General features: G+C 55.2%; 16 protein-coding genes. 12 read left to right on the plus strand and 4 right to left on the minus strand.

The window, feature by feature from the left end; translation table 11 throughout:
- Both ACIQYF_RS19135 and bglX read right to left on the minus strand, forming a co-directional pair.
- Positions 1–1,397, minus strand: a 1,397-nt coding sequence (locus ACIQYF_RS19135) for an ATP cone domain-containing protein (RefSeq protein WP_402864964.1), incomplete at its 3' end; no start/stop codon positions are given.
- Between the two features lie 695 nt (positions 1,398–2,092).
- The gene (bglX, locus tag ACIQYF_RS19140; RefSeq protein WP_402864966.1) at positions 2,093–4,384 is read right to left on the minus strand and encodes a beta-glucosidase BglX; all 2,292 of its coding nucleotides are present in this window, start codon (positions 4,382–4,384) and stop codon (positions 2,093–2,095) included.
- Positions 4,385–4,650: 266 nt separating this feature from the next.
- On the opposite strand from bglX, the gene ACIQYF_RS19145 reads away from it, so the two are divergent.
- From ACIQYF_RS19145 to ACIQYF_RS19190, 10 genes are all read left to right on the plus strand, one after another.
- Positions 4,651–5,259 (plus strand): LemA family protein, encoded by a 609-nt coding sequence (locus ACIQYF_RS19145; RefSeq protein WP_402864968.1) that lies wholly within the window; start codon positions 4,651–4,653, stop codon positions 5,257–5,259.
- 100 nt (positions 5,260–5,359) lie between these two features.
- Positions 5,360–6,103, plus strand: a complete 744-nt coding sequence (locus tag ACIQYF_RS19150) for a TPM domain-containing protein (protein ID WP_402864970.1) — start codon at positions 5,360–5,362, stop codon at positions 6,101–6,103.
- Positions 6,104–6,132: 29 nt separating this feature from the next.
- The gene (locus ACIQYF_RS19155; protein WP_402864972.1) at positions 6,133–6,747 is read left to right on the plus strand and encodes a TPM domain-containing protein; all 615 of its coding nucleotides are present in this window, start codon (positions 6,133–6,135) and stop codon (positions 6,745–6,747) included.
- Positions 6,748–7,030: 283 nt separating this feature from the next.
- Positions 7,031–7,252, plus strand: a complete 222-nt coding sequence (locus tag ACIQYF_RS19160) for a LuxR C-terminal-related transcriptional regulator (RefSeq protein ID WP_402864974.1) — start codon at positions 7,031–7,033, stop codon at positions 7,250–7,252.
- Positions 7,253–7,432: 180 nt separating this feature from the next.
- A complete protein-coding gene (locus ACIQYF_RS19165) occupies positions 7,433–7,843 on the plus strand; it encodes a hypothetical protein (RefSeq protein ID WP_402864976.1) in 411 nt (136 codons plus the stop codon).
- A 39-nt stretch (positions 7,844–7,882) separates the two neighbouring features.
- On the plus strand, positions 7,883–8,428 hold the full coding sequence (locus tag ACIQYF_RS19170) for a 2OG-Fe(II) oxygenase (RefSeq protein ID WP_402864978.1): 546 nt from the start codon (positions 7,883–7,885) through the stop codon (positions 8,426–8,428).
- Positions 8,429–8,593: 165 nt separating this feature from the next.
- Complete coding sequence (locus ACIQYF_RS19175; protein WP_402864980.1) at positions 8,594–9,256, plus strand: hypothetical protein; 663 nt, start codon at positions 8,594–8,596, stop codon at positions 9,254–9,256.
- A gap of 302 nt (positions 9,257–9,558) precedes the next feature.
- The gene (locus ACIQYF_RS19180) at positions 9,559–10,776 is read left to right on the plus strand and encodes a class I SAM-dependent methyltransferase (protein ID WP_402864982.1); all 1,218 of its coding nucleotides are present in this window, start codon (positions 9,559–9,561) and stop codon (positions 10,774–10,776) included.
- Positions 10,777–10,893: 117 nt separating this feature from the next.
- Positions 10,894–11,475 (plus strand): DJ-1/PfpI family protein, encoded by a 582-nt coding sequence (locus ACIQYF_RS19185; protein WP_402864984.1) that lies wholly within the window; start codon positions 10,894–10,896, stop codon positions 11,473–11,475.
- A gap of 15 nt (positions 11,476–11,490) precedes the next feature.
- A complete protein-coding gene (locus ACIQYF_RS19190) occupies positions 11,491–11,802 on the plus strand; it encodes a ribbon-helix-helix domain-containing protein (protein ID WP_402864986.1) in 312 nt (103 codons plus the stop codon).
- Between the two features lie 63 nt (positions 11,803–11,865).
- Here the strand turns inward: ACIQYF_RS19190 and ACIQYF_RS19195 are convergent, their stop codons facing one another.
- A complete protein-coding gene (locus ACIQYF_RS19195; RefSeq protein WP_402864988.1) occupies positions 11,866–12,891 on the minus strand; it encodes a DUF4917 family protein in 1,026 nt (341 codons plus the stop codon).
- 148 nt (positions 12,892–13,039) lie between these two features.
- On the opposite strand from ACIQYF_RS19195, the gene yiaY reads away from it, so the two are divergent.
- Positions 13,040–14,188, plus strand: coding sequence for an L-threonine dehydrogenase (gene yiaY / locus ACIQYF_RS19200; protein WP_402864990.1), 1,149 nt, complete (start codon positions 13,040–13,042; stop codon positions 14,186–14,188).
- Between the two features lie 202 nt (positions 14,189–14,390).
- Here the strand turns inward: yiaY and ACIQYF_RS19205 are convergent, their stop codons facing one another.
- Positions 14,391–15,914, minus strand: coding sequence for a fumarate hydratase (locus tag ACIQYF_RS19205; RefSeq protein WP_402864992.1), 1,524 nt, complete (start codon positions 15,912–15,914; stop codon positions 14,391–14,393).
- 304 nt (positions 15,915–16,218) lie between these two features.
- On the opposite strand from ACIQYF_RS19205, the gene ACIQYF_RS19210 reads away from it, so the two are divergent.
- Positions 16,219–17,157, plus strand: coding sequence for an iron-sulfur-binding ferredoxin reductase (locus ACIQYF_RS19210; RefSeq protein ID WP_402864994.1), 939 nt, complete (start codon positions 16,219–16,221; stop codon positions 17,155–17,157).
- Positions 17,158–17,175: the final 18 nt, after the last annotated feature.

Raw genomic sequence — 17,175 nt, forward strand, 5'->3', positions numbered from 1 at the left:
GTGTTCTTGCGCAGTTCGATGAACTCTTCGATGTCCATGTGCCAGGTTTCCAGGTAGGCACACACAGCGCCTTTGCGCTTGCCACCCTGGTTAACGGCCACGGCGGTGTCGTTCACAACTTTGAGGAACGGAACCACACCCTGGGATTTGCCGTTGGTGCCTTTGATCCACGAACCCAATGCACGAACCGGGGTCCAGTCGTTGCCCAGGCCGCCCGCGAATTTGGACAACATAGCGTTGTCGTGGATCGCGTGGTAGATGCCCGACAGGTCGTCCGGCACGGTGGTCAGGTAGCAGCTGGACAGCTGTGGACGCTGAGTACCGGCGTTGAACAGGGTCGGGGTCGACGACATGTAGTCGAACGACGACAACAGGTTGTAGAACTCGATGGCGCGGTCTTCTTTATGCTTCTCTTCGATCGCCAGGCCCATGGCCACGCGCATGAAGAAGATCTGCGGCAGTTCGAAACGCACGCCATCCTTGTGGATGAAGTAACGGTCGTACAGGGTTTGCAGGCCCAGGTAAGTGAACGGCTGATCGCGCTCGTGGTTAATCGCCTTGCCCAGTTTTTCCAGGTCGAAGGTGGCCAGCACCGGATTCAGCAGGTCGAATTCAATACCCTTGGCGATGTACGCAGGCAGGGCCTTGGCGTACAGGTCGGCCATTTCGTGGTGAGTGGCGCTTTCTGCCACGTTCAGGAAGCTCAGGCCTTCGGCACGCAGGGTGTCCATCAGCAAGCGAGCAGTCACGAACGAGTAGTTGGGCTCACGCTCTACCAGCGTACGGGCGGTCATCACCAAGGCGGTGTTGACGTCGCTCAGTGCAACGCCGTCGTAGAGGTTTTTCAGGGTTTCGCGCTGGATCAGGTCGCCGTCGACTTCTTCCAGGCCTTCACAGGCTTCGGTGACGATGGTGTTCAGGCGGCCCATGTCGAGTGGGGCGAACGACCCGTCGGCGCGGGTGATGCGGATCGATGGGTGAGCCACCACAGCGCCTTCGGCTGGCGCGCGAATGGCGCGCTCTTTGGCGCGCGAGTCACGGTAGATCACGTAGTCGCGGGCTACTTTCTGCTCGCCGGCACGCATCAGGGCCAGTTCAACCTGGTCCTGGATTTCTTCGATGTGGATAGTGCCGCCCGATGGCATGCGACGCTTGAAGGTCGCGGTGACTTGCTCAGTCAGGCGCGCAACGGTGTCATGGATGCGTGACGAGGCAGCGGCATTGCCGCCTTCAACTGCGAGAAACGCTTTGGTGATGGCGACGGTGATCTTGTCATCGGTGTAAGGAACGACAGTCCCGTTACGTTTGATCACGCGCATCTGGCCGGGCGCGGTCGCAGACAGATCCAGATTTGTATCGGAACCCTGCGAGTTCTCGCGAGTTGTGTCGGTTTGCATGGGGGGGTGTCTCCACATTCTCTATGTTTATTTGGGCGCCTTTTGGGCGCCCACCGTTCCGTCCTGAAGCTCTACAACCGATCATGAACCGGGCATAACAACTTCGGGACGTACCGAAAGGGGGGGTAAGCCGCTTCCTTGCCGAAGTTTTGGTCTGCGCTTGCAACCTCAAACCGTATTCCTTGCGGGTGACAGTATTTTTACTGCAACACCCGGGCCGTTTTCTGGCGTTAACGCTGGAAAACGGATGTCGTCCGCTTGAGCGGTATGGACGTGAAAATGATCGTTTAATTCAACCCGACTGACGCGAGAAAAGGGCTTGAAATTCTCGTCTGTGTTGTGTTGGGTTTTTTGCCTTAAACCCTATATGTGGGGTTTTTTGGCGGATTTGATACAAGATATGCGTTTTGACGGCAGGGTGCAATGTTCTACCTGTGGATAACTCTGTGCGTAAATTGTGTATGAAACTCTAAAAAACGGTGTAGGCCGCATGGGGGCTGGACTCCACCGTTTGTCACTGAATTTTGCAGGATCAAATCGTTCGTGCTGAATTTTGAGGGCGCGAACCCTACCACAAAAAACAGCGCTGTCCGAACGCATTTTCAGGCGGGTGCAAAGATAGGAAAGGTCAAGCGGAAATTGCTGCGAAGAAGGCCGCAAAGGTCGTTGCAGACCTTTGCGGCAATTGAGCGAAGTTACAGCAGCTCGAAGCTGTTTTGCTGGACGTTCTGTGAGTCGAGGCCGATTTGCACGTCGAATTCACCCGGCTCTGCGGCGTACTTCAACTGGGTGTTGTAGAACTTCAAGTCGTCCTCGTCGATGCTGAACTGCACGACTTTCTCTTCGCCAGCCTTAAGCATGATCTTCTGGAAGTTTTTCAACGCCTTGACCGGGCGGCTCATAGAGGCTGTGACATCGCGCAGGTACAACTGCACCACCGTTTCGCCGTCACGCTTTCCGGTGTTTTTGACCGTGACGCTGGCCGTTAGCTTGGCACCGGGCTTCAAGGTCTTGGCCGACAGGCTGACAGGCGACACGCTGAAGTCGGTGTAGCTCAGGCCGTAGCCAAACGGGTACAACGGCGTGTTCGGTGCATCGAAGTACTGCGAGGTGTAGTTGCCCGGCTTGCCCGGTGTGAAGGGGCGACCAATGCTCAAGTGGCTGTAGTAGGTCGGAATCTGACCTACAGAGCGTGGGAAGGTAATGGGTAGCTTGCCGGACGGGTTGTAGTCACCGAACAGCACGTCAGCAATCGCATGACCGCCTTCAGTGCCGCTGAACCAGGTTTCCAGCACCGCATCCGCTTGCTGTTGTTGCAGGTCAATAGTCAGCGGGCGGCCGTTCATCAGCACCAGCACCAAGGGCTTGCCGGTAGCTTTGAGCGCGGTAATCAGTGCGCGCTGGCTGGCAGGAATATCCAGATCGGTACGGCTTGATGACTCGTGCGACATGCCGCGCGATTCACCCACCACGGCAACTACCACATCTGCTTGCTGCGCGGCCTTGACTGCTTCGTCAATCATGACCTGTGCCGGACGCGGATCGTTGGTGACTTCAGGTGCGTCAAAATTGAGGAAGTTCAGGTAATCAACGATTTTTGGGTCGTCGGTAATGTTGGCACCGCGGGCGTAAATCAGCGTGCCTTGCTGACCCAGTGCGGTACGCATGCCGTCATACACGGTCACCGATTGTGCGGGCACACCCGCAGCGGCCCAGCTCCCCATCATGTCGATCGGTGCTTTGGCCAGCGGTCCAACCAATGCAATACGCGCCTGTTTTTTCAGCGGCAGGGTCTCGGACTGGTTTTTCAACAGCACCAGACTCTTGCGCGCGACCTCGCGCGCTTCGGCGCGGTGCAGGCGACTTTCAGCTTTGACATCGACCGGGTCATCTTGCGCCTTGCCAATACGCAAATAAGGGTCGGCAAACAGGCCCATGTCGTACTTGGCGCCGAGCACTTCACGCACAGCGTTGTCCAGGTCGCTTTGTGGCACTTCGCCGGATTTCAACAAGCCAGGCAATTCTTCGCCGTAGGCTTTGTCGTTCATGCTCATATCGATACCGGCCTTGATCGCCAGTTTGGCGGCTTCGCGGCTGTCTTTGGCGACACCGTGCTTGATCAGCTCGATAATGGCGCCGTGGTCACTGACGGCGACGCCTTTAAAGCCCCAGTCCTTGCGCAGCAAGTCTTGCATCAGCCACGTGTTCGAGGTGGCGGGCACGCCATTGATCGAGTTCAGTGCCACCATGACGCCACCAGCCCCGGCCTCAATGGCGGCGTGGTAGGGCGGCAGGTAATCCTGGAACATGCGGGTAAGGCTCATGTCGACGGTGTTGTAGTCCCGTCCGCCTTCTACCGCGCCGTACAAGGCGAAGTGTTTAACGCTGGCCATGATGTTGCCGGGTAGGGCAGGCGAAGCCCCTTGATAGGCGTGAACCATGACTTTAGCGATGCGTGACACCAGATAGGTGTCTTCGCCGAAACCTTCCGATGTCCGACCCCAGCGCGGGTCGCGGGCGATGTCGACCATGGGCGCGAAGGTCAGGTCGATACTGTCATCGCTGGCTTCTTTGGCGGCCACTCGGCCGCTCAACCCAATGGCGTCCATGTCCCAGCTCGCCGCGAGGCCCAGGCTGATCGGGAAAATCGTGCGATGGCCGTGAATCACGTCATAAGCAAAGAACATGGGGATTTTTAGACGACTTCGCATGGCGGCGTCTTGCATCGGACGGTTTTCGTCGCGGGAAATCGAGTTGAAAGTGCCGCCGATATGGCCGGCCGCGATTTCCTTGCGGATCATTTCGCGGGGCATTTCCGGGCCGATGCTGATCAGGCGTAACTGGCCGATTTTTTCAGCTTCAGTCATTTGCTTCATCAAGTCAGCGACGAACACTTCTTTTTTAGGCAATGGGGCTGGCGGGTTTTGGGCCCAGACCGATGGACTGGCCAGGCTAATGGCAATGGCCAGCAAACACATATTTTTCATGGGGTTCTTCTGCGCGCCCGCTCAAGTCAAAGCGAAGGGAAGCCCGCGCTTTCGAAGCGATATTGTTCTGGGAATGGTGAGGGACTACTTAACTTAAAGAAATACCCTATCGTTAGAGAAGGTATTCCTACAGTGAAGGCAGTCTTTTAGCTGATTCGCCGAGAGCAATCCAGTGTTGCGGGGAGATATTCGAGAGCGGCGTGGGAGTTTTTATGCCAAACGTGGGGTCTATGAACCTAATTGGACTAAAACGGAGTGTCTGACGTATGCATATAGAGAGCGCAAGACGGATCGGTTGGAAAGTGATCGCACTATTAGCCCTCAGCAGCGTGCTGGCCGGGTGTGGGATTAACACCATTCCGACGCTGGACGAACAGGTCAAAGCGGCGTGGTCGCAGGTGCAGAACCAGTATCAACGTCGCGCTGATTTGATCCCCAACCTGGTTGAGACGGTCAAAGGCGCAGCCAAGCAAGAGCAGGCGACGCTGACGGCAGTGATTGAGGCGCGCGCCAAGGCCACTTCGATTCAGGTCGATGCCAGCACCTTGAACAACCCGGAAAAACTCAAACAGTATCAGGATGCGCAAAATCAGCTGACGGGCGCCTTGAGTCGCTTGATGGTGGTGTCTGAGCGTTACCCTGACCTTAAGTTCAACCAAAACTTCCTGTCGTTGCAGTCGCAACTTGAAGGCACTGAAAACCGCATCAGTGTGGCGCGCCGTGATTTCATCCTCGCGGTAGAGCGTTACAACACCGAGATTCGCACCTTCCCCGGCCGCCTCTGGCATGCCGTGATGTACAGCGACTTACCGATTCGCTCGACCTTTGAAGCCACCACCCCGGATGCCGACAAAGCCCCCGAGGTGAAGTTCTAACGACGTGTGCGTAGCTGTAGCCGCCCTGAAGGTCCTTTGGCCCTTATCGCCGCCTTCGGCAGCGGCTACAAACGCTTACGCTTTTAACGATGAGGTGCTGATGCGCGTATCAAGGCTGGGGTTGGGCCTGTTGCTGTGGCTATTTATAGCCACTGCGCAGGCGCTGACGTTTCCGACACTGAGCGGGCGGGTGGTGGACGATGGGCAGATGCTCGACCCTGCCACGCGCCAACAATTGACCCAACAACTCCAAGCCCATGAAAAAGCCACCGGCGAGCAGGTGGTCGTGGTCACGGTGCCGAACCTGCAAGGTGAACCCATTGAAGACTTCGGTTACCAATTGGGTCGCGCTTGGGGCATCGGCAAAAAGGATGAAAACAACGGCGCTTTACTGATCGTCGCCCGTGATGACCGTAAACTGCGGATCGAAGTCGGCTACGGGCTGGAAGACCGCCTGACCGACGCGCAGTCATCGGTGATTATCAATCAGGTGATTACCCCGGCATTTAAAGCTGGCAACTTCAGTCAGGGCATCCGCGACGGCGTTACGGCCATGCTCCAGGTGCTGGGTGGCGCACCGTTGGCCGAACCTGCCTATGCCGGCGGGCAGGGCGGCGAAAATGACTTTATGGCTGAGCATCCCGGCGTGGTGCTACTGCTGTTTCTGTTGTTCATCGTGGTCGTGGCGGCTTGCCAGTTCCTTGGCATTTGCAACGCCGGCGGTGGCGGTGGATCGCGCTCCGGCGGTTTTGGTGGCGGTGGTTTCGGCGGTGGAGGCGGTGGCGGTGGTTTTCGCGCAGGCGGCGGCAGCTTTGGTGGCGGCGGCGCTTCAGGCGGCTGGTAATTCAACTTTTCAAATGAGCATCGACACTTATGGCTTTACTCACGCAACAGCAACAACGGCAGGTCGAAGAGGCCGTGACCCGCGCCGAACAGCGCACCGATGCTGAAATCGTCACCGTGCTGGCACCGCGCGCTGATGATTACAGCTATATCCCCTTACTCTGGGCCAGCCTGATCGCCCTAGTGGTTCCAGCGCTGGTGCACTTTTTAAACAGCGACATGACGATCTATACACTGCTCATGCTGCAATGGGCCACCTTTGTCTTCCTCAGTCTGATATTCCGTATCCGTTCAATTACGACCTTCCTGATCCCGGCTCGTGTTCGTCATTGGCGTGCCAGCAACTTGGCGCGGCGCCAATTTCTCGAACAAAAACTGCACCACACCGCAGGCCGCACCGGTGTACTGATTTTTGTCAGCGAAGCCGAGCGTTACGTCGAAATCCTGGTAGATGAAGGTATTTCTCAACGTCTGGACAACAGTGCTTGGGGCACCATCGTCAGCGATTTCGTCCGCCGTGTAGCGCTGGGGCATACAGCTGAAGGCTTTATCGCCTGCATCGACGCCAGCGCCGAACTGCTGGAAAAACATGTACCGAAAACCCAAACGCGTAATCAATTGCCGAATCGGTTGGTGGTGTTGTAGTGCGTTGAAAGCGACTTGTCGCAAGTCTGAAGTTTCCCAAGAAGTTTCAGACTTTAATGTTAAGTTTTCGTAGTGTGATACTTTTTTATTGTAAGTTTTTTCTTTGGGTTTTTAGTGTCTTAATTCTTGTTTCTGGATTTTATTTTTATTTGGTTTTTTTAATTGTCATTTTTCGAAATGATGGATAGCTTGTGTTTGTTGGTTTGTAATTCGCTGAGTGCCTGTTGGTAGGGGCGTCACGGGTTTGGGATGGGGGTTTATATGTGTGGGTTGGAGTTGAGAAATGGATGTGGAGCTCACGTGTAGGGAGAAAGAAGTTATGGGCTTGCTGGTGCAAGGTTATACCAATAAGGAAATTGCACTGAGGTTGTGTATTAGTGATTTTACGGTAAGAGATCATGTCTCATCTCTGCTGCTCAAGTATGGTGTGGAGAACCGTAAGCGTCTGATGGTGGTCAGTGGCTTTCTATCGGCTGGGATTTTAAATATGCATGACCCCCTATAAATGTAGGGTTGCTGCTGTGGTGCGTTAGTTTAAAGTCATTGTGGTGAGAGATTGCAGTGAAAAAGTTTTCATTCTATATGCCGCCTGCTGGGTATGTTTCGAAACCGGCTGAATTGGTTATCTTCTTTTTGTTTGGTTTGGTGTTAATGGGGGGTCGTTATTTTTTCATGGAGTGGCATAGTGGATATTCCACCGGTGCCCAAGCGATTAGTGTTGCGAAGTGCGCAGGTTGCCCAGCCTCTAGTTATGTCCAGGGGGAAGGTTGATTTGTATTTTAACGTGAGCTCGGATGAAGGAGGTTACAAGCGCAGGATGGAAGTGCTGAGTAGGGATGTCGAGCCTTTAAAGGTGCGCAAGGGTGAAAGTTTATGGGTGGCCTTAGACGCTGATAGCAATAACCCCTTTGTCTGGGCTGTTTATGATGAAGAGTTTAATTTGATTGTCGGCCAGCAGCAGATTGTGTGGGGGCGTCGGTATGTTAATGGTGGGTATTATTTTGCGTTTGTTGGGTTTGGTCTGTCCGTTATGTATTGCCTGTATTTTTTGGTGCGTGAAGTGTGGAATGGATTTTTCTATAGGAAGGATGGTTGATGGGAATAGAAGCCGTTGATGGGTGTATTTATGTGATTGATGATTTTTTTGACGGAAGCTGAAGAGTTAGAAATCAATGCCGTGCTTATGGGGGCAGTGTGGAGATACAACTGGCCTAACTATGAAGCGCTACCGTTTATAAGGCCGTGCTGGCATGTGTTTATTGCGGGCAAAGCTCGTCCCCAGGGGCAATCTAGTCTTGAAGAATTGAAAAGCAATCAGCCATGGTGTTTTTTAAACGGGGGTTGGGAGCGATTTCTGAGCTTGCATACATTTAAAACAATCCTGTTGGGTGTGTGTGCGAACGGTCAAACTTTTGGTCAAGATACGATCATTCATAGAGATAATAAAGTTAACCCTGGATTGACCATGATCGTGTTTTGCAATGAGTATTGGCCGACTTCTTGGGGCGGTGAGTTGGTGTTTTATGATGATGCTAAAGAAAATATCATTAAGGCCGTACTGCCGAAGTCAAGGAGGGTGGTGGTATGTGATGGAAGAATTCCCCATGCCGCCCGTTCGCCTTCGGTTAAGTGTGATCAGCTCAGGATGACACTTGCTTTTAAAACAATAATCAAGGAGTAGAGAATGGCAGGAAAGGCTGAAGTCATTATAGGTGTGATTAATGATGGTGTTACAGTTGCTTCTGGTGAAACTGCAATTTCAGATCAGTTCGTAACGAACAATTAAGGGGTGGTGTTGGTTAGCCAAACAGCGCAAACAGGGGCGGTTATAGCAACTGTAACGTCTGTGACGAAGCTGGCCGGCCCCTACGTGCCAATTATCAGTATGCCCGCTAATATTGTTGCGGGTACAATCACATTTCTGAAGCTAGGGGTGGATGTAAGGGATGGTCGTAAAATAGATGATGGAGATGTGTATAGTTTGATTGGTAATGTTGCAGGTGTAATTGGGACTGTGGCTTTTTTGGCTGGGTCAGGTTTTTGGCTCATTGGAGGAGCTGCCATTGTAAGTGTGGGAGCGGGTTTGCTATCGATACATAGAACGAATACTTTCAATGGAATAATTACTGCCGCTGAAAATTTCTTCAGAAATAATCCTTCTGATAATTATCTCGATTATATGTGTGCGCCAGACATGAAAATTGTTGATCGAAACACGATCAGGATGGCGTATGCCAATATGATGCTCGCCTGTCACTGGATATCAGATACGGACGAACTACTACCGTTCCCGCTGGTTGTTTCCGATATTGGTGCTGGTGCTGGTGCTGGTGCTGGTGGAGGAGGTGGAAGCGTGTTCGGTGGTGCGCCGGCTCCAACCGGTCCTGTTATGACTGCGCCCCCACATGATGTGGCGAATGTAGGTATCAGTATTATTGTTGGCGGTGAGACACATGACGCGGGAGATCAATATGGCTGCTGTACAGGTACTAGCGACGGTTATATGTAGTTCGTCAGGCTCGTTGATTGGGTGTCGATAATTAAAGTAGATGATCAAATGTTTACCCTCTGCCTTTCGTAGTGCTCGTTTAAATGGAATGCTGTGCCGGCCGGCATTTCCATTGTGTGTTCATGAAGTGTTTATTACTTTTTTGCATGACTGCTTATCGTAGAGCAGTCATGGCGCGCAGATTTTCTTCTTTTACTCTCCTGCACCAAAAATTACCCCGTGCCCTCAGGCGCCAACACGCCTAAAATGGACGCCATTCCTTTTCTGATTTTCCCTCCTGCACCCCCGAGGCACCTTTTTCAATGTCAGTGACTGCTACCACCGCCGCGTTTGTGCCGGATCATCGTGCGCAATTTTTGAACCTGCTGGAAACCGGCCTGGCGCAAAATTCGTTTATCAAGCTGGTACTGGCCAAGTACGTTGGCCCGGAAGCCGAACTGCAGCGGATTATCATCAAGCAAGTCACGGTCAAGGATCAGCCTTGCCTGTCGTTTGTGTACCGCTACAAAACCCGCGACATCACCAAGAACTTTGCGTTGGGCGATGCCGTGGCGACGATTGCCGGGTTGTTGCCTGAAGCATTCAAGAATGCGCATTTGCTGACCCTGACTGACGAAGTGCAGCTGGAGTACAGCAAAAAAGGCAAAAGCTCGCTGTTCAAGGGCAAAAGCCAGCAAGCGCGTGAAGTGCCGTCGGCTGAGCACAATCGCGAGAAGAATCGCTTTCTGGATCTGACACGACCGTTTTTGGCGGATCTGGGCGTGACCAACAAGCAACAAGAGTTGATCCCGGCGATGTCGCGCAAGTGGAAGCAGATCAACAAATTTATCGAGGTGTTTTCCCACGCCTTGAGCAGCTCGCCACTCACGCTGGATAAGCCGATCAAGGTGGCGGATTTTGGTTCTGGCAAGGGTTACCTGACGTTCGCCATCCACGATTACCTGCGCCACAGCTTGCAAGCCGAAGGCGTGGTGACCGGGGTTGAACTGCGTGAAGACATGGTTACGCTGTGCAACACCGCAGCCCAGCGTCTGGAGCACCCTGGCTTGAGCTTTCAGCATGGCGATGTGCGCACTTTTGCACCGACCCCGATTGACGTGATGATCGCCCTGCATGCCTGTGACATTGCCACCGATTATGCGATTCATATGGGCATCCGTTCCGGGGCGGCGATCATCATGTGTTCGCCGTGCTGCCATAAGCAGATTCGCCTGCAAATCCAGAGCCCGGCGTTGCTCAAGCCGATGCTGCAATACGGTTTGCACTTGGGGCAGCAGGCCGAAATGGTCACCGACAGCCTGCGTGCACTGTTCCTTGAAGCCTGCGGTTATGAAACCAAAGTGTTTGAGTTCATCTCGCTGGAACACACCAACAAAAACAAGATGATCCTCGCGGTCAAACGTGCCGAACCGCAAGATCCGGCGCAGTTGCTGGTTAAAATCCAGGCGCTCAAGGCGTTCTACAACATTCAGGAACACTGCCTGGAAACCCTGCTCCAGGCCGATGGCTTGTTGAAGTAAGCGTGTAATACGCGTCCGGACGGGTACGTAGTATTTGGCTATTACCCGCGCAGGCGCTGAGGGGTTACCTTGGCTACTCTTAGTGGCCCAAGGTCTTACCCTCAAGGAGCACGCACCATGGCGGCGAAAAAAATTCTGGTTCTGGTTGGCGATTACGTTGAAGACTACGAAGTGATGGTGCCGTTTCAGGCGCTATTGATGGTGGGTCATCAGGTGCACGCTGTGTGCCCTGGTAAAACGGCCGGCCAGACGGTTCGCACTGCAATTCATGACTTCGAGGGTGACCAGACCTACAGCGAAAAGCCCGGCCATCTGTTTGCCCTGAATTTCGATTTCGACCAGGTGAAGGCCAGCGACTACGACGCGCTGGTGGTGCCCGGCGGTCGTGCGCCGGAATACCTGCGCCTGAACGAAAAGGTGCTGGAGCTGGTGCGTGATTTTGACAAGGCGGGCAAACCGATTGCTGCGGTCTGTCACGGCGCACAATTACTGGCGGCGGCGGGCACCCTGGAAGGCCGTGAATGCAGCGCCTATCCGGCGTGTGCGCCAGAAGTGCGACTGGCGGGCGGTACTTACATTGATATTGATGTGAGCAAGGCGCACGTACAGGGCAATTTGGCCACCGCTCCGGCCTGGCCTGCGCATCCAGCATGGCTGGCAGCCTTCCTGGGGTTATTGGGTACAAAGATCACTTTGTAAATCGAGGGCGTGGCCATGTGTGAGCTCTATGTAAAAGCCGATCCGATCCTGTATGAATCGCGCTCGCGTTCATTGCGTATTTGTGGCGTGGTCACTACCTTGCGGCTGGAAAACCAGTTCTGGGACATCCTCACTGAAATCGCTGAAGCGGATGGTATGACCACCAACCAATTGGTGGCCAAGCTTTATGAGGAAGTGATGAATTATCGCGGCGAGGTGATCAACTTTGCTTCGTTTTTGCGCGTGAGTTGCACCCGGCATTTGAGCCAGCGTCGGTTGCAGGTTCCGGAGTTGAGCGTGGTACCGCGCAATAGCGGCCACGCGTGACCTTTTAGGAGCGAGCGTTTAAACGATCAAAAGATCGCGAGACAAGCTCGCTCCTGCAGGGGGTTAAACTTCTACCGGCACGCAATGACGGGTGTCACCCAAAGGGTGAGTTTTTGAGTTATAGAAGCGTAATGTCAGCTTCTTGCCGGAAAATAGCGCCGTGTAGTGGTTTTTTTGAAAGCGGATAAATGCTTCGCTGCGCGGGTATATCGAGATGCACAGCGTCTTCAGCGGGGCCTGCTGCACAGCGTTGATCAGGTGTTGATCTTGCTCGCCCAAGCTATGCCCAAAGATGCACAGTGCGTCTTTGTGGCTCATCAGTTGTTCATGGCAAAAGGACAGGTAATCGGAGTGGCGAATGGATTTTCGCTTGTCATCACTGCTGCTTTCACTGACAAACAGCGGCACATCATCCAGTGCGCTGATCGAGTGGTTGATCGCGAAATTGCTCAGTAAGGTGGCTTCGCTGGCGTTTATCTTGCGTACTTTGCCTTCCTGATTCTTCACCAGGTGCAACGCGCCGTGCAGGTACAGCACCCGCGTGACGTTGCTTTTGCTCAAGGCGCCCTCCAGTTCAAAGGTGGCACCGGGGGGGCTGAACAAATCGTTGAACTGGCCTGGTGCCTGCATCACCGCCCAAGGCGTAAGCAGGTCGTAGTTGGAGCAGAAAACTGTGGCATAACGTGCCAGCTCTTGCTGCCAGCACATCAGGGTCTCGGTTTTCATCAGGCGCCAGGGAATGTGCACGTCCTGGGTGCTGTTGATCAGTGCTTCTTTGATCGCATAGTAGCGCTTGCGCGGCGAGGCCGAGTTGATCGCCAAGGCTTTGTTGACCTTGCTCGCGGTTTTCAGGGCGCTGAGCACATGCTCGAAATTGCGCGTGCCCAAAGCGTCAAAAACGCTGAGTTCGGTCTGGCTAAGGGGCTTTTCGGCGACGCTTTTGGCTTTTTCAAACAACGAGTCGTAATAGAAGTCATGCCACACGGCCATGCTCGCACCGTTGCCCAGCAGCAGCCCGCTGCACGGTGTGCTGGCGTTCAGCGCATTCCAGTCTTCTAGTTCGGCATCAAATTCCTGGAAGGGGGTCATGTCTAATATCGTCTCGAAACAGTGGCGGTGCAGGACTTTATCACGCTCAAGTGTTGAGCCAGATCAACATATCAGCCATTCACTTGGAGGAAGCTACCCTGACCGATTGATTCAGCATCGCGGGTAGCGCCCGCCAAGAGGACTTGCCATGACCAGTACTTTTTTTATCCCTGCGGTAAATATCATGGGTAACGGCTGTTTGAATGAAGCCATGACCGCGATTCGTAATTATGGATTTCGCAAGGCTTTGATCGTTACAGACGCCGGGCTGGCCAAGGCAGGTGTTGCGACGCTGATCGCAGAAAAACTCGCGTTGCAGGACATCGACTCGGTGATTTTCGACGGTGCCAAGCCGAACCCGAGCATTGCTAACGTCGAAGCTGGTTTGAAGGTGCTCAAACAGCATCAATGTGATTTTGTGGTGTCCTTGGGCGGTGGTTCACCACACGACTGTGCCAAGGGCATTGCCTTGTGTGCGACCAACGGCGGGCATATTCGAGATTACGAAGGTGTCGATCAATCGGCCAAGCCGCAACTGCCGCTGGTTTCGATCAACACCACGGCGGGTACGGCCAGTGAAATGACGCGCTTTTGCATCATCACCGACGAAGAGCGCCACGTAAAAATGGCCATTGTCGACCGTAACGTGACCCCGCTGCTGTCGGTCAACGATCCGGAATTGATGGTGGCGATGCCTAAAGGTCTGACCGCCGCAACGGGCATGGATGCTCTGACCCATGCGGTTGAAGCCTATGTGTCGACCGCTTCAACCCCGATTACCGATGCCTGTGCGATCAAGGCTATGGAGTTGATCAGCCAGAACCTGCGTCAGGCGGTGAGCGACGGCAAGAATCTGACCGCACGCGAGAACATGGCTTACGCGCAGTTCCTCGCCGGCATGGCGTTCAACAACGCGTCGCTGGGCTTTGTGCACGCTATGGCGCACCAATTGGGTGGGTTCTACGACTTGCCGCACGGGGTGTGCAACGCCGTGTTGCTGCCGCACGTTCAAACCTTTAACGCCAGTGTCAGTGCGGCCCGTTTGACCGATGTGGCACGCGCGCTGGGGGCCGATGTACGTGGTCTGAGCCCGGAAGAGGGCGCGCAAGCCGCCATTGCTGCGATTCGCACCCTTGCCAAGGACGTAGACATTCCGGCAGGTCTGCGCGACCTGGGCGCCAAACTGGATGACATTCCTGTTTTGGCCACCAATGCACTGAAAGATGCGTGCGGCTTCACCAATCCACGCAAGGCGGATCAAGCTCAGATTGAAGAGATTTTCCGCAACGCGTTCTAAGCAGAAGCAGGCTCTGCATTTGTAGCCGCTGCCGCAGGCTGCGATAAGGTCCGAAGGGCCTTTCAACGACCTGAAGAGCGCGCCCGCTTCGCGCTCGATCGCAGTCTGAGCGACTACAGGTCGCGAGCGGCGATGCTAATAGCGCCTATAAAAAAACGGCCGGGTGATTACCCCGGCCGTTTTTTGGTCTGGCTAAAAGCGCTTACTGCACTTCAACTGCCAGGCTGTCGTGGATCTTTTGTTGCCAGATCGCCGGGCCGGTGATGTGCACCGACTCGCCTTTGCTGTCGACAGCCACAGTTACCGGCATGTCTTTTACGTCGAACTCGTAGATCGCTTCCATGCCCAGTTCGGCAAAGGCCACCACGCGCGACTTTTTAATCGCTTGGGCAACCAGGTAGGCGGCACCGCCCACGGCCATCAGGTACACAGCTTTGTGTTCCTTGATCGCTTCGATGGCGGTCGGGCCGCGCTCGGATTTGCCGATCATGCCCAGCAGGCCGGTTTGATCGAGGATCTGACGGGTGAACTTGTCCATGCGGGTTGCCGTTGTCGGACCTGCAGGGCCAACGACTTCGTCACGCACCGGATCAACCGGGCCTACGTAGTAGATGAAGCGGCCTTTGAGGTCGACAGGCAAGGTTTCGCCCTTGTTGAGCATTTCGACCATGCGCTTGTGCGCCGCGTCGCGACCGGTGAGCATTTTGCCATTCAGCAAAACGGTTTCGCCCGGCTTCCAGCTCTGCACGTCTTCCGGGGTCAGGGTGTCGAGGTTGACACGGCGGGCTGATGGGCCTGCTTCCCAAACGATTTGCGGATAAGCGTCGAGCGGTGGTGCTTCGAGAGACGCAGGACCGGAGCCGTCGAGCACGAAGTGTGCGTGGCGGGTGGCCGCGCAGTTCGGGATCATGCACACCGGCAAGGACGCGGCGTGGGTCGGGTAGTCCATGATTTTGACGTCGAGCACGGTGGTCAGACCGCCCAGGCCCTGAGCGCCGATGCCCAGTTGGTTGACCTTCTCGAACAGCTCGATACGCATCTCTTCGATACGGTTGGACGGGCCGCGCTTGATCAGGTCGTGAATGTCGATGGACTCCATCAACACTTCCTTGGCCATCACTGCTGCTTTTTCAGCTGTGCCGCCAATGCCGATACCCAGCATGCCCGGTGGGCACCAGCCTGCGCCCATGGTTGGAACGGTCTTGAGTACCCAGTCAACGATCGAGTCGGACGGGTTGAGCATGGCCATTTTCGACTTGTTCTCGGAACCGCCGCCCTTGGCTGCCACGTCCACTTCCACGGTGTTGCCCGGAACGATGGAGTAGTGGATAACGGCCGGGGTGTTGTCCTTGGTGTTGCGGCGAGCACCGGCCGGGTCGGCCAGGATGGAAGCGCGCAGAACGTTTTCCGGCAGGTTGTAAGCGCGACGCACGCCTTCGTTGATCATGTCGTCCAGGCTCATGGTGGCGCCGGTCCAGCGCACATCCATGCCCACGCGCACGAAGACGGTGACGATGCCGGTATCCTGGCAAATCGGGCGGTGGCCAGTGGCACACATGCGCGAGTTGATCAGGATTTGCGCCATCGAGTCACGGGCCGCTGGCGATTCTTCGCGCAGATAGGCTTCGTGCATGGCCTGAATGAAGTCAACGGGGTGGTAGTAGGAAATGAATTGCAGGGCGTCAGCAACGCTCTGAATCAGGTCGTCTTGCTTGATCACGGTCATGGGTCGCGCTCCTCTATAAGACGGGAACATTCAATCAATAAGGTGTTTGCGACCTGGTTGTATCGGTCTGTCGTAAACAACTTGAGAGATGTACCGGGCACGCATGACCGGTACAAAAAAGGCGCGGCAGTATAACCCGCCCCTGTCTTTGTTACACCTGAACAGGCAAAACTTGTCGCCGCCGCCGAAGGCTGCGATAAGGGCTGCAAGACCATCGCTTTGCTTGTTTTGTGGGTTCAGAGGTGCATCAGGCACCCGCAGTGCGGTAGCGTCTATAAGACTAATTTCCCGCAGGAGGCCAGAAGTGCCCGAGTTACACGTCGCTGACAAACGCTGGTCAGTTGCCGATGGCAGCAATTTGCTGGATGCCTTGAATCAGGCTGGCGTATCTGTGCCTTACAGTTGCCGGGCCGGCAGTTGCCATGCTTGCCTGGTGCGTTGCGTGCAGGGCGAGCCGCTGGACCTCAAGCCCGACGCGTTGAACCGGACCCAGCGCGAGCAAGGCTGGCGCCTGGCGTGTCAGTGCGAGGTGGTAGGCGACGTGCAGATCGAGGCTTTCGACCCGCAACGCGACGGCCTGTCTGCAGAGGTGGCCGCTCTCGACTGGCTCAGCCCCACGGTGCTGCGTTTGCGGTTGATAGCACAACGCCCGTTGCGCTATCGGGCCGGACAGCATGTGGTGCTGTGGACCGCCAGTGGCATTGCGCGTCCTTATTCGCTGGCCAGCCTGCCCGAAGAAGACCGTTTTCTGGAGTTTCATCTCGATTGCGCGCACCCCGGCGAGTTTTCCGACGCGGCGCGCCAGTTCAAGGTGGGTGACGCAGTGTGCCTGGGTGAACTGCGCGGTGGAGCCTTGCGTTATGACCCGCACTGGCAAGAGCAGCCTCTCTGGCTATTGGCTTCGGGCACGGGGTTGGGCCCCTTGTTTGGCGTGCTGCGCGATGCATTGCGCGAGGATCATCAAGGCCCGATCCGGTTGGTGCACGTGGCTCGAGAGGAGGCTGAGCACTACCTCAAGGCCGAGTTGCAGGCCTTGGCTGGCGCTCATCCGCACCTTACGGTTGAGTACCTGTTGCGCAGCCAATTGGCCGACTATCTAGTCCAGATGCGTCTTGTGGCACGACAAACCCACGCCTTAGTCTGCGGCCACCCTGACACGGTTGAAGCGTTTGCCAAGCGGCTGTTTCTGGCCGGGCTTTCGCGTAATCAACTGCTGGCGGATGCTTTTTTGACCCGCAGTTAACCCGCATTACGGGAGTGA

It is taken from the genome of Pseudomonas sp. NPDC096917 (genome assembly GCF_044762555.1).
Lineage (GTDB): Bacteria > Pseudomonadota > Gammaproteobacteria > Pseudomonadales > Pseudomonadaceae > Aquipseudomonas.